General features: G+C 56.4%; 25 protein-coding genes and 1 tRNA gene. 8 read left to right on the forward strand and 18 right to left on the reverse strand.

What is annotated here, in order from left to right; all coding sequences use genetic code 11:
- Window positions 1-164: 164 nt before the first annotated feature.
- From WEB54_RS07050 to WEB54_RS07060, 3 genes are read right to left on the reverse strand one after another with little or no spacing between them, the layout of a single operon-like run.
- A complete protein-coding gene (locus tag WEB54_RS07050) occupies window positions 165-716 on the reverse strand; it encodes a biotin transporter BioY (protein WP_368054506.1) in 552 nt (183 codons plus the stop codon).
- Window positions 717-726: 10 nt separating this feature from the next.
- Window positions 727-1,359 (reverse strand): energy-coupling factor transporter transmembrane protein EcfT, encoded by a 633-nt coding sequence (locus WEB54_RS07055; protein ID WP_368054508.1) that lies wholly within the window; start codon window positions 1,357-1,359, stop codon window positions 727-729.
- Window positions 1,356-2,054 carry an energy-coupling factor ABC transporter ATP-binding protein gene (locus WEB54_RS07060; protein WP_368054510.1) on the reverse strand — a complete coding sequence of 233 codons (699 nt, stop codon included), beginning with the start codon at window positions 2,052-2,054 and terminating at the stop codon, window positions 1,356-1,358. Before WEB54_RS07060 ends, WEB54_RS07055 begins: the two co-directional genes overlap by 4 nt.
- 197 nt (window positions 2,055-2,251) lie before the next feature.
- Here WEB54_RS07060 and WEB54_RS07065 point away from each other — a divergent pair, with 197 nt between their 5' ends.
- Window positions 2,252-3,013: a sulfite exporter TauE/SafE family protein gene (locus tag WEB54_RS07065; protein ID WP_368054511.1), complete on the forward strand. Its 762-nt coding sequence runs from the start codon at window positions 2,252-2,254 to the stop codon at window positions 3,011-3,013.
- 32 nt (window positions 3,014-3,045) lie between these two features.
- Here the strand turns inward: WEB54_RS07065 and WEB54_RS07070 are convergent, their stop codons facing one another.
- From WEB54_RS07070 to WEB54_RS07090, 5 genes are all read right to left on the reverse strand, one after another.
- On the reverse strand, window positions 3,046-3,912 hold the full coding sequence (locus tag WEB54_RS07070; RefSeq protein ID WP_368054513.1) for an alpha/beta hydrolase: 867 nt from the start codon (window positions 3,910-3,912) through the stop codon (window positions 3,046-3,048).
- A gap of 104 nt (window positions 3,913-4,016) precedes the next feature.
- Window positions 4,017-5,501, reverse strand: a complete 1,485-nt coding sequence (prpD, locus tag WEB54_RS07075; protein ID WP_368054515.1) for a 2-methylcitrate dehydratase — start codon at window positions 5,499-5,501, stop codon at window positions 4,017-4,019.
- 41 nt (window positions 5,502-5,542) lie between these two features.
- Entirely contained in the window at window positions 5,543-6,667 is a 1,125-nt protein-coding gene (gene prpC / locus WEB54_RS07080) for a 2-methylcitrate synthase (RefSeq protein WP_368054517.1), read from the reverse strand.
- A gap of 65 nt (window positions 6,668-6,732) precedes the next feature.
- Window positions 6,733-7,623 carry a methylisocitrate lyase gene (prpB, locus tag WEB54_RS07085; protein WP_368054519.1) on the reverse strand — a complete coding sequence of 297 codons (891 nt, stop codon included), beginning with the start codon at window positions 7,621-7,623 and terminating at the stop codon, window positions 6,733-6,735.
- Entirely contained in the window at window positions 7,620-8,279 is a 660-nt protein-coding gene (locus WEB54_RS07090) for a GntR family transcriptional regulator (RefSeq protein ID WP_368054521.1), read from the reverse strand. The genes prpB and WEB54_RS07090 overlap by 4 nt, the downstream gene beginning before the upstream one ends.
- Before the next feature lie 198 nt (window positions 8,280-8,477).
- Here WEB54_RS07090 and WEB54_RS07095 point away from each other — a divergent pair, with 198 nt between their 5' ends.
- Both WEB54_RS07095 and WEB54_RS07100 read left to right on the forward strand, forming a co-directional pair.
- Window positions 8,478-9,134: a hypothetical protein gene (locus WEB54_RS07095; protein WP_368054523.1), complete on the forward strand. Its 657-nt coding sequence runs from the start codon at window positions 8,478-8,480 to the stop codon at window positions 9,132-9,134.
- Between the two features lie 263 nt (window positions 9,135-9,397).
- Window positions 9,398-10,636 (forward strand): MFS transporter, encoded by a 1,239-nt coding sequence (locus WEB54_RS07100; RefSeq protein WP_368054524.1) that lies wholly within the window; start codon window positions 9,398-9,400, stop codon window positions 10,634-10,636.
- A gap of 4 nt (window positions 10,637-10,640) precedes the next feature.
- Here WEB54_RS07100 and WEB54_RS07105 read toward each other — a convergent pair whose 3' ends face one another.
- The 4 genes from WEB54_RS07105 to WEB54_RS07120 all read right to left on the reverse strand — a co-directional run bounded on the left by WEB54_RS07105 (window position 10,641) and on the right by WEB54_RS07120 (window position 15,065).
- Window positions 10,641-10,976, reverse strand: coding sequence for a chaperone modulator CbpM (locus WEB54_RS07105; RefSeq protein WP_368054526.1), 336 nt, complete (start codon window positions 10,974-10,976; stop codon window positions 10,641-10,643).
- Window positions 10,973-11,923, reverse strand: a complete 951-nt coding sequence (locus WEB54_RS07110; protein ID WP_368054527.1) for a DnaJ C-terminal domain-containing protein — start codon at window positions 11,921-11,923, stop codon at window positions 10,973-10,975. Before WEB54_RS07110 ends, WEB54_RS07105 begins: the two co-directional genes overlap by 4 nt.
- Window positions 11,924-12,214: 291 nt before the next feature.
- Window positions 12,215-13,546, reverse strand: a complete 1,332-nt coding sequence (locus tag WEB54_RS07115; protein ID WP_368054528.1) for an amidase family protein — start codon at window positions 13,544-13,546, stop codon at window positions 12,215-12,217.
- Window positions 13,547-13,610: 64 nt separating this feature from the next.
- On the reverse strand, window positions 13,611-15,065 hold the full coding sequence (locus WEB54_RS07120; RefSeq protein WP_368054530.1) for an adenylate/guanylate cyclase domain-containing protein: 1,455 nt from the start codon (window positions 15,063-15,065) through the stop codon (window positions 13,611-13,613).
- Between the two features lie 419 nt (window positions 15,066-15,484).
- Here WEB54_RS07120 and WEB54_RS07125 point away from each other — a divergent pair.
- Window positions 15,485-15,572, forward strand: a tRNA-Ser gene (locus WEB54_RS07125).
- 179 nt (window positions 15,573-15,751) lie between these two features.
- On the opposite strand, the gene WEB54_RS07130 is transcribed toward WEB54_RS07125, so the two are convergent.
- The 5 genes from WEB54_RS07130 to WEB54_RS07150 form a co-directional block, all read right to left on the reverse strand.
- Window positions 15,752-16,423 carry an RES family NAD+ phosphorylase gene (locus tag WEB54_RS07130; protein WP_368054531.1) on the reverse strand — a complete coding sequence of 224 codons (672 nt, stop codon included), beginning with the start codon at window positions 16,421-16,423 and terminating at the stop codon, window positions 15,752-15,754.
- Between the two features lie 4 nt (window positions 16,424-16,427).
- Window positions 16,428-16,871, reverse strand: coding sequence for a hypothetical protein (locus WEB54_RS07135; protein WP_368054532.1), 444 nt, complete (start codon window positions 16,869-16,871; stop codon window positions 16,428-16,430).
- Between the two features lie 169 nt (window positions 16,872-17,040).
- A complete protein-coding gene (queF, locus tag WEB54_RS07140; protein ID WP_368054533.1) occupies window positions 17,041-17,871 on the reverse strand; it encodes an NADPH-dependent 7-cyano-7-deazaguanine reductase QueF in 831 nt (276 codons plus the stop codon).
- Between the two features lie 26 nt (window positions 17,872-17,897).
- Window positions 17,898-18,668 (reverse strand): ABC transporter permease, encoded by a 771-nt coding sequence (locus tag WEB54_RS07145; RefSeq protein WP_368054535.1) that lies wholly within the window; start codon window positions 18,666-18,668, stop codon window positions 17,898-17,900.
- On the reverse strand, window positions 18,665-19,597 hold the full coding sequence (locus WEB54_RS07150) for an ABC transporter ATP-binding protein (protein WP_368054537.1): 933 nt from the start codon (window positions 19,595-19,597) through the stop codon (window positions 18,665-18,667). The genes WEB54_RS07145 and WEB54_RS07150 overlap by 4 nt, the downstream gene beginning before the upstream one ends.
- A 171-nt stretch (window positions 19,598-19,768) precedes the next feature.
- Between WEB54_RS07150 and WEB54_RS07155 the strand changes: the two genes are divergently transcribed.
- Together WEB54_RS07155 and WEB54_RS07160 are read left to right on the forward strand one after the other, a co-directional pair.
- A complete protein-coding gene (locus WEB54_RS07155) occupies window positions 19,769-20,656 on the forward strand; it encodes a TIGR01777 family oxidoreductase (RefSeq protein ID WP_368054539.1) in 888 nt (295 codons plus the stop codon).
- Window positions 20,657-20,746: 90 nt separating this feature from the next.
- The gene (locus WEB54_RS07160; protein ID WP_368054541.1) at window positions 20,747-21,358 is read left to right on the forward strand and encodes an HAD family hydrolase; all 612 of its coding nucleotides are present in this window, start codon (window positions 20,747-20,749) and stop codon (window positions 21,356-21,358) included.
- A 5-nt stretch (window positions 21,359-21,363) separates the two neighbouring features.
- Here WEB54_RS07160 and WEB54_RS07165 read toward each other — a convergent pair whose 3' ends face one another.
- Entirely contained in the window at window positions 21,364-22,383 is a 1,020-nt protein-coding gene (locus tag WEB54_RS07165; protein WP_368054543.1) for an asparaginase, read from the reverse strand.
- 148 nt (window positions 22,384-22,531) lie between these two features.
- Between WEB54_RS07165 and WEB54_RS07170 the strand changes: the two genes are divergently transcribed.
- Window positions 22,532-22,987 carry a dCMP deaminase family protein gene (locus WEB54_RS07170; protein WP_368054545.1) on the forward strand — a complete coding sequence of 152 codons (456 nt, stop codon included), beginning with the start codon at window positions 22,532-22,534 and terminating at the stop codon, window positions 22,985-22,987.
- Between the two features lie 116 nt (window positions 22,988-23,103).
- Complete coding sequence (locus WEB54_RS07175; protein ID WP_368054547.1) at window positions 23,104-24,075, forward strand: ABC transporter substrate-binding protein; 972 nt, start codon at window positions 23,104-23,106, stop codon at window positions 24,073-24,075.
- Window positions 24,076-24,380 lie beyond the last annotated feature (305 nt).

A 24,380-nucleotide genomic window follows, 5' to 3' on the forward strand; every position in this document is an offset into this window, starting at 1 on the left:
GTGCCCTGTGCTTGAGGGTTAACTGAGGAGTCTAAGACCGACAGACTCCTAGGCCGCAGCATCCCTGCTGCGGACTCCCCCACAGGGGCACACCCGGCAACCGGCGCTAGTCTCCTCAGCGAACTCTAGGCGATACAACCAACCCGAACTCCGAAACTTGAGTATTAAGCCTGCCGGGTAGCCACCGCGCTGGGCAAACCCTTGTACACCGCCTGAGCCACCAGCGCCGTCAACACCACTTTGACGCTGTCGCCGGGCACATATACCGCCATAACCTGCACCGAACGTAGCCACTCGCTGCCAGTCACCCATTTAAAACCGACGATGCCAAACACATAGAGCACCAGAATCCCACCGACGAACGCTCCAACACCGGCCGCGATCAGAATCGACTGGCGCTTCAGCAACCCGGCGACATAACCGGCGACCAACGCCGCTACCGGAAACCCGATGATAAACCCAGCCGTCGGGCTGACGAAGACGCCAAGCCCGCCGCGGCCACCGGCCAACAGAGGCGCTCCCAAAGCCACCACCCCGATAAACAACAGCATGGACAGAAACCCACGCCAGGGGCCAAGCATCACCCCGGCCAGCATCACACCTAGCGTTTGCGCGGTAATGGGAATGCCTGTCAAAAAGGGCACCGGCGGGATCAGGCCGAGGGCCGCTAGCAGGGCGGCATACAACGCCATTTGTACTAACGCTTGGTCTTTCACGTTTTAACTCCTATTGAGAATGAACCATTGAAACAGGGGTATCGGGTGGCCGCACACCACCGCGCGCCGCCAGGGCCTGCGCAACGTGGTCGGACAACCGAATGGCGTTGATCAGCATGGGAATGGCCAGACGCCAGACCCCACGACCGCCGCCGCGGGATTTCCAGGCTTCCAGCAGGCTGTTCAATACCGCCATCAGAACCGGCACAAATCGCACGAACAGCGCCACCGTAAAGGCGATACGATGCGGTGCCACTCCGACCAGTCGCAGCGGCGACAACAGTGGCATAACCGCGTCCATCATGGCATCCATGCGGGTGGTCAACGTAACCAGGTTCGCCAGCCAAATCAGCGTCAGCATACGCAGCAGCATTAAAGTGGCCGCGCTGACAGACTGGCTCCAGGTCTGAACGGCGAAAATCAGGATAAACATTGGAATTAACGGTTTGATCACCCAAAGATAGGAGCCACTCTCCGGCCCGAGGCTGCGATAAGCCAATATCACCGCCAACAGCACAGCACCTGATGCCCAGAGCGATGTCAGCGCATAGAGCGCGATGCTGGTCGTCATCAGAACCAGCAGCTTCACTCCGGCGGGCCAGCGATGCAACCAGGATTGGTGGTGCACATAGAGCGTCATCATAGGGTGAAAGCCCCGCTGCAGGCGGCCCGGTAATCAGCGATCACCGCCGCTGGGTCGCCATCGCCCTGTACTCGGCCCTGCTCCAGCCAGAGCACCCGATCAAAGGCCGCCAAGACTTCCAGGTCATGACTGATCATGATCAGTTGCTGCGGCAGACCGAGCAGCCAGTCGGTTAAGTGGCGTCGGGTGGGTAGGTCCAGGGCTGAAAAGGGTTCATCCAGAATCAGTACGGCCGGGTTCATGACCAGCACCGCCATAATGCATACCCACTGTTTTTGCCCTTCCGACAAAGAGTGAACAGGCCGCTCAGCCCAATCCAGCCGGTGGTGCTCGCGCAGACAGTGCTCGGCACGGTCGCAGGCATCGGCTTTACTCAGGCCCTGATTGCGCAACCCGAACATCAGTTCTTCGATCACCGTTGGGAAAATCAGTTGATGGTCAGGGTTCTGGAAAATAAAGCCGACCTGATCGGACATGGCCTCAGGCCCTTGGGTCGGATTTTGACCTCGCACCTGAACCTCGCCCTGGCTCGGTTGCAGCAAGCCATTCAACAGACGCACCAGCGAACTCTTCCCGGATCCGTTGTTACCGATCAGGCCGATACGACGTTCGCTCAGGGTCAGGTTGAGGTTACTGAGCACAGTCAGGCCTTCGCGTTTCAGGTGAACCTGGTTCAGGTCAATGGTCAGGGTCATGCGGCATCAGGTTTGGTTATGAACGGGTGCCTAGCATACCAAACTGAAAAACAATTAAACGTCCGAGCTTTACAACTGACTATTTATTAGACAAACCTGGAATCACCAGCCATGACAACACTGCGTTGCCAACACAGGCACTGCGTTGGTGCACCAATACGGTACACTGTGCTCACTTCACTGACACAAGACGACCGATGTACGAACTGACCCCGTTTTTTATTGCTCTGTTGCTGTCTACCGGTCTGCTGGCTGGCATTATCAACGTAATGGCCGGGGGTGGTTCAAACCTCACCCTGCCCGCCTTGATGGCGATGGGCATGCCGGCCGATGTAGCCAACGCCACCAACCGGGTGGGGGTTTTCCTGCAGGGCGTTGTGGGTATACGAGGCTTTCACGCCAAAGGGCGACTCGATACCGAAGACAGCAAGGACATCCTGATCCCAATGATCGTCGGTGGTGCTGTGGGTGCAGCCTGTGCGTCGTTCCTGCCCAATACCCTCCTCAAACCCATTCTGCTGATCGCCATGATTACCCTGGCCGTGATCATGCTGGTGCGCCCGAGCATCGTGATTCCCGGCCCCGATGAGCAGCCCTACACCGTCAAACAGCGCCCCAACGCACGCTGGGGTTTGTTTTTGACCGGTGTCTATGGCGGCTTTGTACAGGCGGGTGTTGGTTTTTTACTGATCGCCGCTGTGGCGGGTGCGTTGCGTTACGATCTGGTAAAAGCGAATGCCTATAAATTACTCGGCACCATTGCCTTCACCTCTGTTTCGCTGGTGATATTTATTAGTCGCGGCCAGGTCGCCTGGGTACCCGGGTTGGTACTCGCCGTGGGCACCATGGTCGGTGCCCAGCTTGGCGTTCATCTGGCCATTAATGTCAGTCAACGAACCATGAAATGGTTTCTGCTGATAATGACGCTCGCCGCCAGTGCCGCCGCTGTCTGGTTGTAACAGCAGCCTTCACGTCGATCATTACTACCAGGCTAAGGCTGTAATTGCCGCAAAAATACCAGAGTATCGTCGAAGCCCGGCGAACGGTCGCGTAACCGGATAGAGAAAGACGCGACCGTATCGTTGTGGTTCACTCCCTCGTATCGGTGCGTCTGCACCGGCACACCCAGCTGACGATAAACCTCAGCCAAATTGGGCAGATTTCGGGGGCGCACGATGGTGTCGTCGAGACCGTCGATCAACAAGGCCGGTGGGTCGTCAGTGCTGACAAAATTAACCGGTTGTGACTGGGGAATGACATCTGAACCACCAAAGATTTTGATCAAATCAGGGTCTGTCAGCGGCAAAAAATCATAGGGGCCAGATAACCCGACCCAGGCACGGATATAAGCCGGGCTAACGCCAGCGTCTTCAAGAAAACGCTCGTCAAGCGCCAGCATGGCGGCAATATGAGCACCGGCAGAATGCCCCAGCAACACCAGCCCATCCTCGGCCAGGCCTTCTGTGACCACCCAATCCACCACCGCAGCGCCATCTTCAACGAACGCCGGGAACCGCACTTCCGGATAGAGCCGATAATCCGGAATTACCACGCGATAGCCCGCATCACTGAGGGCTTGAGCTACAAACCGATAGCCACCCTTGTAGCCTTCCTGCCAGGAACCGCCATAGAAAAAAACGAGCGTGGGTGCTCCGGCTGTCGGGTCAGTGGGGTGATACAGATCCAGTGTCTGGCGAAGGTTGTCGCCATAGGCAATGTCGGCGGTGCGTTCATAGCCGTCATGCGGAGTGATGAGGTTTAGCGCCGTTAAAGAGCAGCCGCTTAACAACACGGTCAGGGGAAACAGAAATAAAAAGGATCGGTACCAGCGGGTACCGACCTGAACTAACAGTAACATCAAAGGGGACCTGAAATTTCGTTCTAATACCTAGTCTACGGTGCCCGAACGAATCTGGATGTGTACCGGAGCAAACCTTCACCCCGGTACGCCCAATCCGGGTGTTAAATCACCATAAGGTCCATAAAACGATGCACCGGGGTCTTTTTCAGACGGTCGGCATCTTTACACAGGGCGAAAATCTCGGCGGTACGGGTTGCCGGGAAACGGGTTGCCAGGTTGGCCTTGAACTTCTGCTCCAACAGCGGAATGCCGTCGGCGCGACGGCGACGGTGACCAATGGGGTATTCCACGGCGACCTGGTCGGTGCTGCTGCCATCGTTGAAAAAGACTTGAATGGCATTGGCGATGGAGCGTTTATCCGGAGCGTGATAGTCGGCGCTGTAGCGCTTGTCTTCAACGATGTCCATTTTGTCGCGCAGGGCGTCAATTTCCGGATGGGCGGCGTGGAAATCATCCTCATACTGCTCGGCAACCAGGTTACCAAACAGCAGGGGCACGGCGGTCATATATTGCAGGCAGTGGTCTCGGTCGGCCGCATTGGCCAGCGGGCCGACCTTGCTGATGATGCGAATCGCCGACTCGTGCGTGGTAATGACAATACGATCGATCTCATCGATGCGGTCTTTGACCTGTGGGTGCAGGGTAATGGCCGCCTCGGCCGCCGTCTGTGCATGAAACTCAGCCGGGAAGCTGATTTTGAACAGAATCTGCTCCATCACGTAGCTGCCATAGTCGCGCTGGAATTTAAACGACCGGTCGGCCTCGGGTTTAACCTGCTGATCTTTGTTGGTTTTGCTGAACAGGACATCATAAAAGCCCCACTGCGGTGCCGTCAGAGCCCCGGGTATGCCCATTTCGCCACGCAGGGCGATATCGACCAGGCGTACCGCGCGGCTGGTGGCATCGCCCGCCGCCCAGCTCTTGCGTGAACCGGCGTTGGGTGCGTGACGGTAAGTGCGCAACGCCTGGCCATCGACCCAGGCGTGCGACAAGGCGCTCAGTAATTGCTCGCGATTGGCGCCCATCAGCTTGGCAACCACCGCCGTAGAAGCCACTTTGACCAGAACGACGTGATCCAAACCAACGCGATTAAAAGAATTCTCCAGTGCCAGCACGCCCTGAATTTCATGGGCTTTGATCATGGCTTCAAGCACCGCATCCATGGTCAGCGGTGCTTCACCCTGGCTGACCTGCACCTGCGACAGGTGATCTGCCACGGCCAGAATACCGCCCAGGTTGTCTGACGGGTGGCCCCATTCAGCGGCCAGCCAGGTGTCGTTGTAGTCGAGCCAGCGCACAATGGCGCCGATGTCCCAGGCGGCCTTGACCGGATCAAGCCGTAGTTGTGTGCCCGGCACGCGCGCACCGTTGGGTACGACAGTGCCTTCGACAATAGGCCCCAGGTGTTTGGTGCACTCCGGAAAACGCAACGCCAGCAGGCCGCAGCCGAGTGTATCCATCAGGCAGTTGCGTGCGGTATCCCAGGCTTCGTTGCTATCTATTTTGTAGTCGAGTACGTAATCGGCAATTGCCTGCAAAACGTCGTCATACTCGGGGCGATTATTCAGGTCTACGTTGGAACTCATGGTCGGGTCCTGTTTTACATAAAAATAAATGTTGCTATTAATTAACGCTCTGCCAGCGGCACAAAGTCGCGCATTTCAGGGCCGACGTAATCAGCATTGGGCCGAATAATTCGGTTCTTGGCGCGTTGCTCTTTAATGTGAGCGGTCCAGCCACTAACACGAGACATGACGAAAATCGGCGTAAACAACGGCGTCGGAATGTCCAGCGCGTGGTAGGCCGGTGCATGGAAAAAATCGGCATTGGGAAAGAGTTTTTTCTCGCGCCACATAACCGTTTCACAGCGCTCGGCGATGTTATACAGATGGCTGTCGCCACTTTGTTCGGCCAGCCGTTTTGCCCAGGCCTTGATGATGGCATTGCGTGGGTCGCTGATGCTATAAACCGCATGGCCAAAGCCCATGATTTTTTCCTTGCGCAACAGCATGCCCAGCAATTGCTGTTCCGCATCGTCCGGGTCGTTGAACCCTTCAATCATCGCCATGGCTGCCTCGTTGGCGCCACCGTGCAAGGGGCCACGCAGTGTGCCGATGGCACCGGTCACGGCGCTGTATATATCCGTTAGCGTGCTAGCGGCTACCCGGGCGGCAAAAGTCGAGGCATTGAATTCATGCTCGGCATACAAAATTAACGACGCATGCATGACGGCGATGTGAACCGGGTCGGGCGTCTTTTGATGCAACAATGTCAGGAAGTGCCCGGCAATGCTGTCGGCGTCGCTGACGGTTTCAATGCGACGATCAAAATGCGAAAAGTGATACCAATAACAGATAATGCCCGGAAAGGTCGCCAGCATTCGTTCGATCTCTGTATCCTGATCATCAAAGCTGCGCTCGGGTTCCAGTACGCCCAGCATGGAACAGCCGGTGCGCATCACATCCATCGGATGGGCGTTGGCCGGAATGCGTTCCAGAGTCTCGAGTAGTGCCTGGGGCAGTTCACGTTTTTGCATCAGGCGGCTGGAATAGTCGGCCAGTTGTGCAGCCGTTGGTAACTCACCAAATTGCAGCAAATAGGCGACTTCTTCGAACTGGGCGTTATCCGCCAGGCTTTGAATGTCGTAGCCCAGATAGGTCAGGCCACTGCCTTCTTTACCGACGGTGCACAGATGCGTTTCTCCGGCCACCTGGCCACGCAGTCCGGCTCCGGACACTGGTTTATCCACCATGATCAGCCTCCTGTTTTAATTGTGAATGCAATGTGTTGAAATTGAGCTCTGAAACAATTCCCGGTTCAGCGTGAACCACCCTGGTTAAACAGGGCATCCAGTTTTGCTTCAAAATCGTGATAGTTCAGCACGTCGTACAGATCCATGCGGGTCTGCATCATGTCTACCACCGCCTTCTGATCTCCTTCCACCTTGATGCTCTGGTAGACCTGCAGCGCTGCCAGACTCATTGCGCGGAAGGCACTTAACGGATACAGCACCATGGCAACACCGGTTGCGGCCAACTCGGCCTGGTTAAACAGAGGGGTTTGCCCGAACTCGGTAATGTTCGCCAGAATGGGGACATCCATCGCATCGGCAAAGGCCTTGTAGTCATCCAGGGTGTGTACGGCTTCGGCGAAAATACCGTCCGCGCCAGCGTCGACACAGGCCCGGGCCCGATCAATGGCCGCCTGCAGTCCTTCCTGAGCGAAGGCATCGGTACGGGCCATCACAAAAAAATCGTCATCCACGCGGGCATCCACACAGGCCTTGATCCGGTCAACCATTTCCTGCTGACTGACGATGGCTTTATTGGGGCGGTGACCGCAGCGTTTTTGCATGACCTGATCTTCAATGTGAATGGCCGCAACACCGGCCCGCTCGACGTCTCGAATGCAGCGTGCAATATTAAAGGCGCCACCAAAACCGGTGTCGATATCGACCAGCAAAGGCAGGTCACAGGCACCGGTGATTCGCCGGGCATCTTCCAATACATCATTGAGTGTGGTGACCCCGAGGTCGGGCAACCCAAAAGAAGCGTTTGCCACGCCCCCGCCAGACAAGTAGATCGCCGAATGCCCTGCCCGCTCTGCCAGCATGGCCGTGTAGGCGTTAATGGTGCCAACGATCGGCAGGGGGTTTTGTGCCGCCAGGGCATCACGGAAGCGGCGGCCGGCCGTGGTTGCAGCTTTCATAGCAGAGTCTCCTCAGTCGTTTGTTCGAGTACCCGGCGTGCCGAGCGAATGTGTCGTCTCATCAACAGCGAAGCCAACTCGCCATCACGTTGTTGCAAAGCTTCATAAATGCGCTGGTGCTCTTCCAATGCCTGACGCGGGCGTCCTCGCCGGTGTGCGGACTGAAACCGGAACATGCGCACACGCTGGTACAGCTCGTCACACAGCAGGCTGATCAGCCAACGGTTACCGCTGGCCTGAATAATGTTGAAATGGAAATCGAGATCCCCTTCCTGCTGTATATAAAACTGATCGTTTTGGTCGTCCAGGAAACGTTCGTGTCGCGCCAGTACCGCTCCCAGCTCATGCAAGGCCTCATCGGTCATGTTCTGCGCCGCAAGTTCACACGCCAGCGACTCGAGATTTTCCCGAATCTGATAAAGCTCAATCAGCTCCTGGCGATCAACACCCACCACCTGCGCCCCAACATGGGGGATCTTGCGCACCAGACGGCGGCTCTCCAGGCGATGCAAGGCTTCGCGCAACGGCCCCCGGCTAATGCCCAGTTCAGTCGATAACTCCGACTCACGCAACCTTTCGTTGGGCGCGATGTCGCCGCGCACGATGGCTTCCAGCAGTTGCTGATAAATGCGGTCAACCTGGGTCTTTGCTTCCATATATTGTCTACAATAACTCAGAATATTATGCATTAAACGGGTAAATTTCGTCATTTTCAACATTGATTGTAAACAATAGGACCAATGGACGAGTGCTGGTAGCAGTCTATCGCCACAGGTACCCCTCTGGAGGTCACTGACACCCAAACCCCGAATCCTCTATACTGACCCCATGCACCCAGCGACAGGAGCAGCATCATGAGCGAAGCGCGTTACGACATCTATTTCCGGGGCGATCTGCTCGACGGGTTTTATGCCGACTTTGTTAAGGCCGATATGGCGCAGCTGTTCAAGACAGACCCTGCCCGGTTGGAGGCGTTTTTTGCAGGCACACCGCAACCGGTCAAACTGAAGGTCGATAAACCGACGGCCGCCAAATACAAGGCAGCGCTGGAAAAAATTGGGGCGAAACCGATCATTGTGCCCATGGGCAAGGCGCCGCCTGCCGTCGCTAACCCCACACCACAGCCGGAAGCCAACACCACCGACCAGGACACCAAAGTGGCACCAGCCTCTGCGGGCGCGAGTGACTGGACCATCCTGCCTCCGGGCAGCGATATCGGCGAGCACCGGGATATTCAACCGATGTCGGTCGACATCAGCGGGCTCAGCCTTGCTCAGATGGGTGCCGCACTGGTTGAGCAGCAGCCCCGGCCCACCCCGGTTCAGGTCGATATATCCGGTTTATCTCTGGATGAGCCTGGCGCCACACTGGTTGACCACCCGAACCGTCCTGCACCAGTACAGGTCGATATATCAGCCTTATCCCTGGATGAGCCGGGTGCCATCCTGGTCGATGGTGAGCCCACACCTGTGCCACCGGCACCGGACATCTCGCATCTGACCCTGGAGTAACGTCCGGGAAGTGTGCAGAACTATGACTATGACCTCCGGTGAGGAATGTTTCAGAACCTTCCCTGCCAGAAAAAAAGCAGCCCTCATAGCCCGATAAGAAAAGCGACCGGCGAAAACGCATCGTTGCACCTTTGCCAAGTACGCTCTGCGTTATACTGCTGTTCACAGTGTGGTCCATGCACCAGGCAAGAGCAGGCGGACCGAACACTCATTTCATGTAAACCTCACCAGGGAGACCTAGTGCACCGGACACTCACAGACTTATGACAATTGATTCAGGCCACCAAACCAACCGGCCACCTTCGCGGTCAGCGCTGTCCTCACCCATTTTCCGGGACTACTTCATAGCCACCAGTTTCGCCACTCTGGGCGTCTGGATCGCCCGTTTCCTGATCGGTTGGAGTGTCTGGGAACTGACGTTATCTCCCTTCTGGGTGGGCGTAACCAGTGCGATATTACTGGCACCAACCTTCCTGTTATCGCCCATCTTCGGCGTTATTTCAGATCGCATCGACCCGCGCGGCGGCGTGGTCATCACGGCGCTGCTTAACACCCTAATCTGCATCACCATCGCGCTGCTGTTCTTCTTTGATGCGATCAACCTGACCGCCCTGCTGGCGTCGGCCCTTGCCTTTGGCTGTGTGACGGCAGCGCATCATCCGATGCGACTGGCACTGGTTCCCAAAATACTCAGCCGACATCTGCTGCCCAGTGGCATCGGCATGACCGCTATTGTGTTTAACGTTTCACGGATCATCGGTCCGGCTCTGGGGGCGGGCATTATCAGCATCGCCAACGTCGGCGTCGCCTATGCACTGTCGGCCCTGTGTTTTTCCGGCACCCTGACCTTTCTGTTGCGCGTTCCCCGCGTTGCACCCGCCGCACGAGACCGAAGCATCAGCCTGTTAAGTGACATGCTCGCCGGTTTCCGGTTTATTCGTCAGGCTCCCTTAGTGCGCCTGGTACTACTGATGACGTTAACCAATGGGCTGGTGGGCCGGTCGGTGCTGGAGCTGTTACCGGCCATTTCCGGGAAACTGACCAGCGGCAGCGCTCAGAATCTGGCCATTCTGACCGGGGTCGCGGGGGCAGGCTCCATCATTGGCGGGTTAATTGTTTCGCGCCAGCGTGGCGATCTGGCCCGCATTAGCCGGCTGGTGTTGATCGCCTTGCTAATCAGCTCCGCCGCCCTATTGCCGTTGCTCAGCCTGAACAGTTTGGGTTGGCTGATTGGGATTATTAGCCTGTGCAGCCTGGCCATGACGGTCATCGGAACCGGCTGCCAGGCACTGATACAAATGATGATCGATGATCAGTACCGGGGCCGGGTGATGAGCATCTGGACGGTGGTCAGTATGGGCAGCCCGGCCATCGGCGCCCTGATGATCGGCAGCCTGGCGGAATGGTTTGGCCTGATCCCGACACTGGTTGGCCTGGCGGCTCTGGCACTGGCATTCAGCTTGAACCTGACTCGTCAGCGACGGCGTTTCGCAAACATCTGAGGTGCTATCGAACCCCCAACTGGCGTTCAAGTGAATCCACTTGCTGGCGCAGCGCTCGCAGCTGCTCCAACAAGTCCATGGCCACCGCGACGCCTTGCCAGTCGAGATCCAGCTCCCGCCTCAGCCGCATTGCCTGATGCAGCGTCGGTACCGTAGTTACCTGAAACTGCCACTGACCCGCTGCAACGGTCTTAGGGGTGATCAGACCCAGGTCTACCAACTCAATCACCAGTGCTTGCTTTAAACCACAGCGTTCGCATAGCTCGCTCAGGCTCAACCAGGCCTCCACCTCGTACAATTGCTGTTCGTCTATGACAATGGTTGTGATATCTGCATTCATAACCGCTTCTCCAGTGCCTTCCTCGGGTTAAAGGAGGCCTCCAGTTCGGCCAGTTCCCGGTACAGCGCCTCTGCCTTGGCCGAGTGATGGGGTGGCAATGTCACCTGCACCGTTACGATCAGGTCTCCGGTTGGGTTTTTACCTAGCCCACGCCCTTTGAGACGCAGCTTCTTGCCACTGACCGAGCCTTTGGGGATGGTCAGGTTGACTGGTCCTGTCAGTGTTGGCACTTCCACCTTGGTGCCCAGAGCCGCTTCCCAGAGGGCAACCGGTAACGTTAATAATAGCTCCCGGTTGTCGATAGCGAACAGCGGGTGCGGTGCCAGTTCTATTTCCAGAAACAGATCACCGGCAGCACCTCCGCTGTGGCCGGGGCCACCCTGGCCCGCCAGCCTGATGCGTTGTCCGGCGACCACACCGGCTGGTATTTTTACGTTCAGTGTTTTGGGTTTGTGGTGGAAGCGGCCCTGAGCATCCACTGCTGGCATCTCCAGCTTTAGGGTTCGTTGAACGCCGGTTACCGCCTCTTCCAGAAACAACGCCAGCTTATGATGCATGTCCTGCCCGCGATGGTTGAACGAGCCTCCCAAATCGTTCCCCCTTGCCTGCCGAAAGCCACCAGCCATTTCACCTCCAAAGACGGATCTGAAAAAATCGCTGAATTGCCGGCTGGCCTCATCATCGCTCATGCCAGCGCCCGATCCTGTTGAATGGCGACCACCGCCCGCTGAGCGCAAGGCTTTAATCTGATCGTACTCGGCGCGTTTTTTAGCATCACTGAGCACTTCGTAGGCTTCGCCAACCTCCTTGAATCGAGCCTCGGCATTTTTTTCTTTACTGACATCCGGATGATACTTTCTCGCCAGCTTGCGATAGGCCTGTTTGATGTCGGCCTGGGTTGCCTTATCAGCCACACCCAGCACCTTGTAGTAGTCTTTAAAGTCCATAGTGTGAGCAGCTCTCCTGAATGGTCGAACCGGCCGGGCATGCGCTTCATCCCTAAAGGGTCAACGAAACGAATCGATGTGCAGCTATAGCGCGGCAACCGTTACCCCAGTTAAGACCCAGAACGTAAAAACAGCAATGGGATTCACCTACGTTTAGGACGCGGAAGTATTACTGAGTCTGTTAATTGAATGGACACACATGCAGTCCTATCTGGCGATAAAACACACCGCCGACGTGCACCGGTCCAAGTTGTTTCCAGTGCCGGCGAACACTGATGCACTGCTTATGACCTACTGACAGGCCAGCACGGCCCGCTTCAGGTAGTCATCCTGACCGGTCAATCCCATCAACTGGATACCGACATTCTGCCCCTGAGCATCGCGCCCGGCAGGCAGCGTGATGGCTGGGCTGTCGAGCAGGCTGGCAACCATGCTCAATCGGAGGCAGGCGGTGTTGGCCGCTCGGTAGGCATCATCGTCTTGCAGCAAAGGGGCCAGTAACGGTGCCGTTTGCGCGACCGTGGGTGACAACAGCAGCGCCGACCCCAACTGCTCGGCCAACTCACGCTGTAATATCACTCTCTCCCGGTACAGACTAACGACATCGGCTGGCGACCGCTGCTCAAAGGCCAGAATACGATCCCGTACACGCGGATCAAACTGGTCTGACGGTACACGGCCCAGCAGCTCCCGGTATTCCGCCAAAGCCTCAAAGCCACCCAGCCAGCCACACCGGGCCGTTAGCTGGTGACATTGCTCAACAACCGGAACGGCACGGCGCAGCACCCGAATACCCTTGGCCTGCAACTGGTCCGCATAGGCTAGCGTCGCCTCACGCACGGCCTGCTCCAGACTCACGTCTTCGAGGGCCTGTTCATCCAGCACTACCGTCACCTGGTCTTTCGCCAGAGCATGACGGCGCTCATCGGGCTCGCCACGCAAAGCATCATCTACCGCCAGACAGTCTTCCAGCGTCTGTGCGATGACTCCCGGTGTATCCAGACTGCGTCCCAGCGGCACCACACCGCGCACCGAATGATGCCCAGTGGTAGGCCGATAAGACACCAGACCATTAAAGGCAGCCGGAATGCGCAGCGAACCGGCCGTATCGGTACCAGCGGCAACCGGCACCAACCCTTTGGCCACCGCCACCGCCGAACCGCTGCTCGAACCCCCGGGGACCCGGCGCTCTCCAGCAGCGGGTGTCGCATCCGGCGTACCGTAATGCGGGTTCATACCCAAACCGGAAAACGCCAGTTCCGTTAAATTGGTTTTGCCGATGCTGATCAGCCCAGCCTGCCCGGCTCGCCTGACCATCTCGGCATCCTGAGTGGCCGCTTGCCTGAACACCCGCCCCCCGGCCGTGGAGACTGCTCCGGCAATATCAAACAGATCTTTCCAGGCCATTGGTACGCCATCGAGCGGACCCAGACGACAGCCGTGATCTCGTCGCCACCGAGCTTGCTCGGCTTCGCGCCGGGCACGGTCATGAAGGACCTTGAGGTACACATCGGGGTGCTGTTCAGCAAGATTAAGGGCCTGCTCGGTGAGTTCGATCGGGTCGACTTCACCCCGGCCAATGGCGCCACCCAATTGCAACGCCGTGGAAACATAATTTGGCATAAAAGGACTCCATGATCAGGAGAACGAAACAACGCTGGTAATTCTGGCCAGGGACCTGTCGGATTTAAGGCGTGATATTGTTGAGCGACTGTTTGGCCTTATCGATGGCCTCCATGATCCGGTCGCGATCGTAATTGCGAACTTTTTCCACATCTATCGACAATGAAAAGCCTTCCAGATCCACCTCGGTGTAGCTGTGCCGTGCGCCCAATTCCTTACGGAAATCGACGACCTGATAAACAGGTACCGGACGGGAAAAACCCTTGGCATTGATCCGGCCTTTTTCACGACACAGGATGGTATCTTTAATCAACGCATAGGTTTCATAAGACACCAGAATTTCGCCGGGTTCAGCAGAGGATTCCAGACGCGACGCCAGATTGACCTCTTTGCCAAGAATGGTGTAATCCATACGGGTTTCAGCACCAAAATTGCCCACCGTACAATAACCACTGTTAATGCCCATGCGGATTTCGAGCGGATGCTGAATACCCTGTGCCCGCCAGCGTTGCCGCAAAATACGCATCAGTTTACGCATTTCTATCGCCATGGAAACACAGGCCAGCGCGTCTTTGCGCATCCCTTTGGATTCGGGATCACCAAAAAAGACCATGATTGCATCGCCAATGAACTTATCGATGGTGCCGCCGTATTTCATTACAACCCGGCTCATTTCAGTCAGGTAGGTGTTGATCAATTCAGTCAATGCTTCGGCTTCCATCATTTCCGAAATCTCGGAAAACCCCTTAATGTCGGAAAAAAACACCACCAGTCGCTTGCGTTGGGTTTCGAGCTTCACATCCCGTTTGCCCCGGAAAATGGTTTCCCAAACCTGCGGCGACAAATATTTCGACAGTTTCTGCGCCAAGCCGCGATATTGTTGGCTCTGGCGCTGCAACTCCTGCCGGGTCATCTTCAGATAACGCGCTTGCTGAGCGGTGTAATAGGCATTCACACTGACGTGCAGGCCCGCACCAAAGGCAGCGATAACATTGGTCAGCACCGTGGTCTCGGTAAAGATCGCCTGCGGCTCAATGACGTACATAACCCCTGCACCCAGTGCCAGGAACAACAGGCAGAGAAGGTAAGACGAGGGTCGGCCCACACAAATAAAACTGGCATTGGCCATAATCAGCAACAACATGGTCGGCACCAGCGGCGAGCCCATGACAACCAGAATGGCGCCAATAAAAAACGCATCGAACAACATCAGCGTGTAACCCACCTGTTTCGGGTAACGCCGACGCATAGGCATGCTTAAAAAAAGAATCAGAGTCGGATACAACAGGCAAAAAGCGACAATAATCGAAAACTGGTTGGAGATCTGGCCAGCGTACAAAATGCTAACCAGAGTACCCGTCAGGGTAAGATAAATCAGTGAGCGGGAATAAAATTCGGCCGAGATGGGCAGAACCGTAAAGTCATCGGACAGTTCAATATCGGGACTGTCTGTTGCCCGGCGCCCTAGCACTGAGGCAGACGACCTGGGCGTTCCTTTCTTTTTATTGTCAGTGGCCATGTGCCGTTTCTGCATCCAGTAGCAACCCCGGTACGATCGAGGACTTATGTTAAACCAATCAGACCGGTACGATAACCGAAAATGTGCGTTAAATCACTGAGTGGACCATGACCCGAACCCCCCACCCGCAAGCACCGGTACAGCCCGACGCTGAAGCAGGCCCTGGGCATGGCGGCACAAGATCATCTGGTTGGCTTCATCTACCTGGGCACCCCAACCGGCGAAGACAAACCCGTGCCAGCCGCCGATACAGCCGGATACGTCAGCCAGCTGCCAACCTGAGCGGCCTTAGTGGTGCGGAGCCAGCAACCGCGCAACATCCATCCTAACTGGTTGTTTTACCTCAAAAACTTGCAAAACCACCAGTCATCCTATAACCTTCGCCGCCGTTGTTTGCCACTGTGCAGACAATCGATTTTGGTGAGGTGGCCGAGTGGCTGAAGGCGCACGCCTGGAAAGTGTGTATACGGAAACGTATCGAGGGTTCGAATCCCTCCCTCACCGCCAGATTCCACAAAAAAGCCCCCGCTCCGCCAGGAGTAGGGGCTTTTTTGTGGAATCCTGGTTATACGGGCGGTGTGGACGAACCCCCGGCTCGACTGAACGCCAGGAGCGCTCAGGGCCGCCGCAGACGCACGCAGTGCGGGGAACACGATGTGCACCGGCCCATCCCTCCCGGTGCCAGCTCATCCACTTGATATTCCGTCCCCCAACGATACAAAATCCCCGGCCTCCAAATAATCCGTAAACCGTTCCCCATCCCACTTCAACACACAATGCCCTTTTTGCTTTACAGCCGTCGTGCCCGGCGGCCGCAGAAAAGCAACATTGGCTCCACCTGCATGGCGAACACTGTCGTAAACAAGGCCATAGAATCCCTCGTTCAACAGGGTTCGTCCAAGCAGCCTGCAATCGCTGTAGTGCTCACTGCAATAGCGGGCATCGCCACGAACATCCACCAATTCTCTGGCCACCTTGCCGGTATAGCATCGGGCCATAGCAGAAGCATCCTCTGTCATATTGAACCCCCGCCACACTCGAGCGGTATGCCAGGCCCATTCGCGAACGGCAGTTTCCAGTGCCAGCCCAGCGTAATAGGCGCCCTGGTCCGCCGCGTTGAAACGACCGCCCTCGCCCGGATAGCAGAATGAGGCCATCACGGTTGACCAGCCCGGGCCGGTTCTCAGGTCTTTCGGGTCTACAAAGCGGTCCCAGTTGTGCAATCGGTCCGAGGTGGCGGATTCGAGCACGCCCAGGTCGTATGAATCCTGGCTGTCGAACAGGTCAATGGGTGGATATTTGCTGTGTATCAGCCGGTAGTGTTGCCCTTTGGGCCGCACCAGTGCGTAGTCGGCCACCGCGCTAGCCCCGGGCGTTATCGAGTTGCCGGCGGATGAAGTAGAGGCTTTCCATCGTACCTGCGGCGAGCAGGTAATCACGGATAGACCGACCGCGCAGGCCGTACAGTTCCGTCGGAGCTTGAAACCATGCCCATGCCAGGTCTTCCCGGTCTGTCGGGGTGAGCAGGGTCAGTGCCTTGTGAATGCCCAGCAGCAAGCTCAGGCGTTCTACCACGTCTCTGGGCAAGGTCAGCACATCCCCCCGCTCTGCCCGGCGCTTCCAGTCTTTGACGGTACTGACCGAGAGCCCTCCAAGCAGCTCGGCAACGTTATCCAGTGACAGGTCCCATTGCTGGCGATGCTCGAACACCCAGCGCAGTCCCTTGGTCGCAATTTCGGCCGGCATGGTAGCTACGCTCGGTGTTTCCGGGGCTGGGTAGGTGATACTGGCGTGTGTGGCAAGCATGGAGGGCCTCCATAGGTCAATAACGACCGAATTATGATTAACAAGAACAATATTAACCAGTAAATGGAGATATTCAAGGAAATGGCTTGAAACATTTTTGTAAGGGTCGTTATTCGTGGATGATGCCAGGCTTGTAGCCCCGGCTCACACCCCTTCCCGTCTAATCCGGTTACTGCCGCACCAACCGCCAGTTATCCACAACAAACGCCTCGTCATTCGACCGGTAAGGGTTAATATCCAATCCACCCCGCCGGACATAGCGCGCATAAACGGTTAGCCTCCGGGTATCGCAGTGCCGCCTCAAATCCTGAAAAATCCGCTCCACGCACTGCTCATGAAATTCATTGTGCTGACGAAATGAAATCAGGTATTTCAACAGCGATTCGCGGTCGATGCGTGGCCCGCTGTAATCTATCAGCACACTGCCCCAATCCGGCTGTCCGGTCACCAGACAGTTCGATTTCAGCAGGTGGCTGTGCAGGACTTCATCGACTTCCTGGCTGGTATCGGCCCGCAGCAATTCCGGCCGAGCCTGGTAATGTTCGACCTCGATGTCGAGTTCATCCAGGTTTTCTCCCGGCAGTGTGGAAATGTCGGCACTGTGTCCCATCTGGCTAAGCGGCACCAGGATAACCCGAACCGGTCCCCCGGCTGCGCCAGACAGGTCTCGCTCCATCACCTCAACAACGGCGCGCACACTGTCAAACCGGGTTTGGTTGAAGGAGTTCAGATACAGCTTGAACGATTTGGATTCGATCAGGCAGGGGGAGTCTGCCGGGATGAAAATTTCTCCTATGGCTACCCGCGGCTTGCCCCGGGGGTTCAACCAGGAAAGTTCATAGGCGTTCCACACATCCACCCCCCGAAACGGCAAGGCGTTCGAGTTGATGCCTATCTCATCACGCTTGCCCTTCCGCTCCATCGGGAACAGCAGTCCCGCATCATATTGGTCGATGTAGGCGCTGGTTTTCCCCAACGGTGAGGCTTCGGGTGTTGCCATAGTCAGTTCCCCCTAATCAGCCCTTTTTAACTGCGCAGGCCACGTCCGGTATGCAACAGATACAGTGCCCAGCTCATCAGCAGCGTGGTAAACATCAGTAACATACCGTAGGCGGCCAGCAACGGAATGTCACTGTGCCCGATGATGCCATACCGGAAAGTGTTCACCATATACAGAATCGGGTTCAGTTTGCTGACCCACTGCCATACTTCCGGTAACAGGGACACCGAATAAAAGACCCCACCCAGATAAGTCAGCGGTGTCAGAATAAAAGTAGGCACAATGGTGACATCGTCAAACTTGGTGGCAAAAATAGCGTTGATCAGGCCAGCTGTTGCAAACACGATGGCCGTTAGCAAAATCACACTCAGTGTCACAAACAGATTGACGATTTGCAGGTCGGTAAACCACAGGCTCAGCAAGGTGACAATGAAACCACACGCCAGCCCACGCGCGACACCACCTACAACAAAGCCCAGCATGATCACCCAGTTAGGCACCGGAGACACCATCAGTTCTTCTATGGACTTTTGGAATTTATTCGAGAAAAAACTCGAACTGACGTTGCCGTAGCTGTTGGTAATGACCGTCATCATGATCAGGCCGGGGACGATGAACTGCATGTAATCGTAGCCGTCCATGGTTCCAATTCGACTACCGATCAAGTTACCGAAGATGATGAAATACAACACCATGGTGATCGCCGGTGGCAGCAGGGTTTGCACCCAGATGCGGGTAAACCGGCGAACTTCTTTATACACAATGGTGGAAAAAGCGACCCAGTAAGGATGATTCACGCACCGGCCTCCTGTTTGCTGTTAGTCGTCAAGTCAACGAATAGCTCTTCAAGCCGGTTGGTCTTGGGCCTAATACTAACAACCTCCAACCCCTTAGCCTGCAATTGGGCAAACACCTCATTCAGTGTTTGCTCCCGGGTCAGATCAAACTCAACACTGTGCTCATCCACCAAGCGGCTGCTAAAGCCGTCGAGCTCCGGCGCAATGGTGAGCGTGCTGCGCACGTCCACCACATAAGTCGACCGTTGCTTGCCTTTTAGCAGCGTTTTGGTCGGTGCCTGAGCCACAATCTCACCGTTGTCGATGATGGCGATGTTGCGGCACAGACTTTCAGCTTCTTCCAGGTAGTGTGTGGTTAGAATGATGGTGGTGCCCTGCTTGTTGATCCGTTTCAGGAACGCCCACATTGAACGTCGGATTTCGATATCGACGCCGGCCGTGGGCTCATCCAGAATCAGCATGCGCGGCTCATGTACCAGGGCCCGGGCAATCATCAGTCGGCGCTTCATACCGCCGGAAAGCATCCGGGCGGGAACGTCTCGCTTGTCCCAGAGATCCAGTTGCTTGAGGTAAGTTTCAGTGCGCGCTTCGGCCAGTTTGCGCTTCAGGCCATAATAGCCAGCCTGTTGGATAATAATGTCCTGCACTTTTTCAAAGGAATTGAAATTGAATTCCTGGGGCACGACACCGAGGCTACGCTTAACCGCTTCCCGGTCGGAATCCAGGTCATGGCCGCACACAAAAACCTTGCCCTCACCCTTGTTTACCAGGGAGGAGACGATGCCCAGCGTGGTAGATTTTCCGGCCCCGTTGGGGCCCAGCAGGGCAAAGAAATCACCCTCTTCAACGCTCAGGTCAATGCCTTTAAGGGCGACAAAACCATTGTCATAGACCTTTCGAAGCTGTTGGATTTCGAGCGCTTTAGTCATGGAAGTCCTGTTTATTTGATCGGGATTGGCACAGTAACGGGAGTATCCGTCAGGGGGATCATCCGGGCCTGAATGTTCAGGCTTTGCTGCTATGCTGAGTGGTCAGGCAAGCTGACCGCCAATACGGTGCGTATAGGTGGTTGCTAAAGTCATTATTTCAATGGAGCCACCATGAAAGTCCTGATTACCGGTGTCACCGGCCTGCTGGGCTCGCAACTTGCCCGCCATTACGCACAGCAGGGGCACGACGTCTGGGGGCTGGTACACACTACCCACCCCCCGGCCGAGCTGGTTCGGCACATAACTCCGGTTCACACCTTCACTGAATTAAGCGGTCACTTTGACCTGGCCATCAATCTCGCAGGTGCGAGCGTTGCCGGTGGACGGTGGACGGCACAGCGCAAACAGACCCTGCGGGATTCCCGCATCGGCACGACCAAAGGACTGCTCGCCCCTTTGGCCAACGAACAATACCGCATAGACCACCTTATTAGTGGTTCCGCCGTCGGGTACTACGGCTCTACCACTGAGACAGTCACCGAACAAGCATCTGCGGGTGCTGATTTTGGAGCGCAGATGGTGGCCGACTGGGAAGCCAGTGCGTTGGCTGGTCAGGGTTCTATCAACAAAATAACTCTGATACGAACCGGACTGGTGCTCAGCGTCCACGGCGGGTTGTTGAAACAACTGGTCCTACCTGCGCGTTTGGGTCTGGCCGCCAGGCTGGGATCAGGGCATCAGGGTCAATCCTGGATTCATGAAACCGACTGGGTCACTGCGGTAACCTGGCTGCACGAACGGGGTCTCACCGGGGTCTTCAACCTGAGTTCGCCGGGACCGGTATCCCAGGACACGTTCAGCCGAACCCTGTCCCGTCAGTTACATCGACCTTATTGGCTAAAAGTACCTGCAGGTCCATTGCGTTGGGGAATGGGCGAACTGGCCGATCTGGTGCTCAATGGCCAGTGGGTCGTCCCCAGCCGGTTAAAGGAAGAAGGCTTCAACTTTAGGTTTCCGGATCTGGAATCGGCCTTGAAAGACCTGATCGGCGGGCGCTGATTGGTGCCCGAATTTCCCGTATACTTCCAGCCTTTAACTGCCTGAATGCCCGGTGACTGACTGGGCGACCAGCTCTTTTAGGAATCCCGAATGTTTGATGTCACGCCGTTTCGCGGCCTTGTTTTTGATATGGATGGCACGCTGGTCGAGAGCGGTCCCCTGCATGAAATAGCCTGGCGGGAAACCCTGTCCAAGTACAATCTGCCCATCGATGCCCGGCTTATGCACAGCCTGGCCGGTGTACCAACGAAGGAAACCCTGCTACGGGTAGCGGCGGAAACCGGGCTACCGCTGAGTGCACCGGTGGAAGAAATGAATGCCTTCAAAGAAGCTCTGGTAGCCGATATGGCGCCCCGCTACGTTAAGGCCACTCGCCTGGCGGACCTGGCGCGCCAACATTATGGCAGCCTGCCCATGGCGGTTGGAACGGGTGCCTATACCGCTGAAGCACGGGAAATCCTGAAGCATTGCGGTATTTTATCGTTATTCGACATCGTCGTTGGTGCCGATCAGGTGGCACACCCCAAACCAGCGGCAGATACCTTCCTGGCCTGTGCCCGGCACCTGGGCTGCCTACCTGAAGAGTGCGTTGTTTTCGAAGATGCCGACCTGGGCCTTGAAGCTGCCCGAGCCGCTGGCATGACCGCCGTAGATGTGCGCACCGAATTTCAGTTCATTAACGACTATTTTTTGAACGGCTGAGACAATTAACCACGGCGAGGCAGCGGCGACAGGCTGGAAAAGCTGTCGTCAACCGCCCGCCAGTGGCCGGTTAGGCGCTGATTCCAGTTACGAATTTCGGGCGCCCTACGCATCTCACTCACGGGCAAACCCAGCCGGTTCAGAATGGCCGTCAGGGCGGTTTCAGCGGCAGGCGCGGAACCGGTATCCATTTTCACGGCGATGCCAGCGTTCAGTTCCGGAATAGCGGCTATATACACACCCTCAGCCCCTACTTTGAGGAACGCCCGGTCTTTTAGTTCTGCCATCACCTCACTGCAATAGCGTCCGGTTCCGGCAACCATCATCGGTTCACTGACCACTGCGTCATACAACTGCATGGCAGCCTGCTGGTACATCGCCGGTAGCTGATCTGGGTCGCCAAAGCGGGCGAAGCCCAGCGCCAGGTTTTTCAGAGGCATGGCCCAAGTGGGCACACTGCAGCCATCCGGTGCTATTGGCATGCCTTCAAGCCGGGTGTCGCAGCAGCTTTCGATACACTCCCGGATAGCCACTTGCACCGGGTGATCAACCTCAATGTAACCCCGGGTCTCCCAACCCATATGCTGCGCCAGTGCCAGCATGCCAGCGTGCTTGCCCGAACAGTTATTGTGACGTGCGCCCGGAGTCTGCTGCTGCCAGGCAAGGTCGACCAGCGCCTGTTGCTGCATCGGCCAATGCTGACCACACTCCAAAGCAGGCTCGTCCAGATTCAGTTTGGCCAGCATGGTCAGTGCCGTCTCGGTATGCATTGCCTCGCCATTGTGGGAAGCACAGGTCAGTGCCAACTCGGCCGGTGTAAACCCAAACGCTTTTGCCGCACCGCTGGCAACCATTGGCAAGGCCTGAAATGCCTTGATTGATGACCGAGGGTAGGTAAGCGTATTGACATCGCCCACCGACCACAGGGTTTCGCCACTGCTGCGCACGATAACCGCCCGACCACGATGGGTGCTTTCAACCGCATCACCGCGAACCACTTCTACCAAAACTGGGTTGGCTGACATTCCTGACCACTCCGACAAATAAACATCTGGCCTCGCACAATATCAAAAAACCGTTACCAGGAGTATGGAGACGGCGGATCAGGCACGACAGCCACGCACCACACCGGTAGACTGACGCCAGTCCCGACAACGGTAAGAGGAGTCAACGATGGCAAGTAAATGGGCACAGCGGTTTTTCCAAATGGCAGAGCTGGTTGGCTCCTGGAGTAAGGATCCCTCCACTCAGGTGGGTGCGGTCATCACTCAGGGCAATCGGGTCGTTTCGCTGGGTTTTAACGGTTACCCGCATGGCGTTTCGGATCGAGCCGACACTGACGACCGTGAGATGAAATACGCTAAAACCATTCATGCCGAGGAAAACGCCATCCTGTTTGCCAAACGGGATCTGGCTAACTGTGAAATTTGGGTCACGCATTTCCCCTGCCCCAATTGCGCGGCGAAAATAATCCAGACCGGCATTACCGTCGTGCACTGCCCGATCCAGACTGCGGATTTCCTGTCGCGATGGGGTGATAAAATCACCATCAGTGAATCCATGTTCGTGGAGGCAGGGGTACAGGTCCACTGGGTCAAGGAACCACAGACCACTCAGTCAAACGCTTAGTCGCACCCCTCTCCTACCAATACCCGAGGTTCGCTCGGCAGCGGCTTCTATATGCTCAGGCTCCCAGTCAGAACAACGCCGTTCTGACGGTACAACAATAACAATGGGAGCCTACCATGAGACAAACGGCCTGTTTTGCCCTACTGTGGCTTGCCTGCACACCCTTGTGGGCGGCCACTGTGCTGGTGATCGAAAGCTATCACCCCGAATACCCCTGGGATGCCGACTACCTTAAAGCCATTGATGAAGTACTCGGTGCCAGCAACGACATCGAAACCTTCTACCTGGACACCAAACGACTACCTCCCTCAGCGTTTGATGCCCGCGCAGATCAGCTGGCCGAACAAACACTGGCATTGGCTCCAGACGTCATTCTGATGGGTGACGACAATGCTCTGGCCTATATGGGACCACGCCTTAAGAACGCGGGCATTCCCGTTGTGTTCTTTGGTGTGAATGGCAACCCGGAACAATACGGCCTGGATGATATGGAAATGCTAACCGGCGTGCTGGAGCGACCGCTGTTTCGCCAGACCGTCCGCCATCTGCGAAAGGTCATGAGTCAGAACAAGCGTTTCCTGGTATTAATGGACAACTCGGAGACCATGCGCAATGCCGTGAACGAAGGCTGGGGCGATGTACGCCAGGTCAACATTCAGGGCAGCCAGCTGGATCTGCTACTGACCAATGAAGCCGAACGTTGGCAGGAAGCCATTCGCACGGCTCATGAGAACTACGATGCCGTTATTTTTGGTACCCACCACACCATCCGATACAGAGATCAGCGCTATGCCGAACCGGCAGATCTGATGGCCATGGCTTATCGGGAATCTCAGGTCCCATTGTTCGCGTTTTGGGATTTCTTTGTTGGCGAAGGCATGACCGCCGGTGGCTATGTCCTGTCGGGCTACGATCAGGGCAAGACCGCTGCGCGGATGGCCGACCTGATTTTGAGAGACATTCACCCCAGCAGCATCCCCATTGTGCAGGGAGAGGCGGGGAACTATCTGTACAGCCGGTCTGGCATGGACCGCTGGAACATCAGCCTGTCGACACTGACAGCGACCCAAACCACCTTTATTGACTAACGCTGCACGCCCACCGTGCGATCAACCCTGATTGCACGGCATCTTTTCGCGATACAGCGCCACTTTATTGCCGGACTGACACTGGTCGACGGTACCTTTCTGGAACCCGCAAAACGGCCAGGGGCCTCTCCCCCCGTGAGCACAGTGATGCACTAACGTTCACGGGTCGCTGGGTCAATGAGCGCGTGGAACGGAACCAGCAAGGTCTGACCCAGTTACGGTATACCGTCAACCTACTATTGACGAACAGAGTCTCAGGCATAAAAAAACCCCAGACCTTCTCAGGCCTGGGGTGGTATTAAAAG

It is taken from the genome of Saccharospirillum sp., from assembly GCF_040881935.1.
Classification (GTDB): domain Bacteria; phylum Pseudomonadota; class Gammaproteobacteria; order Pseudomonadales; family Natronospirillaceae; genus Saccharospirillum.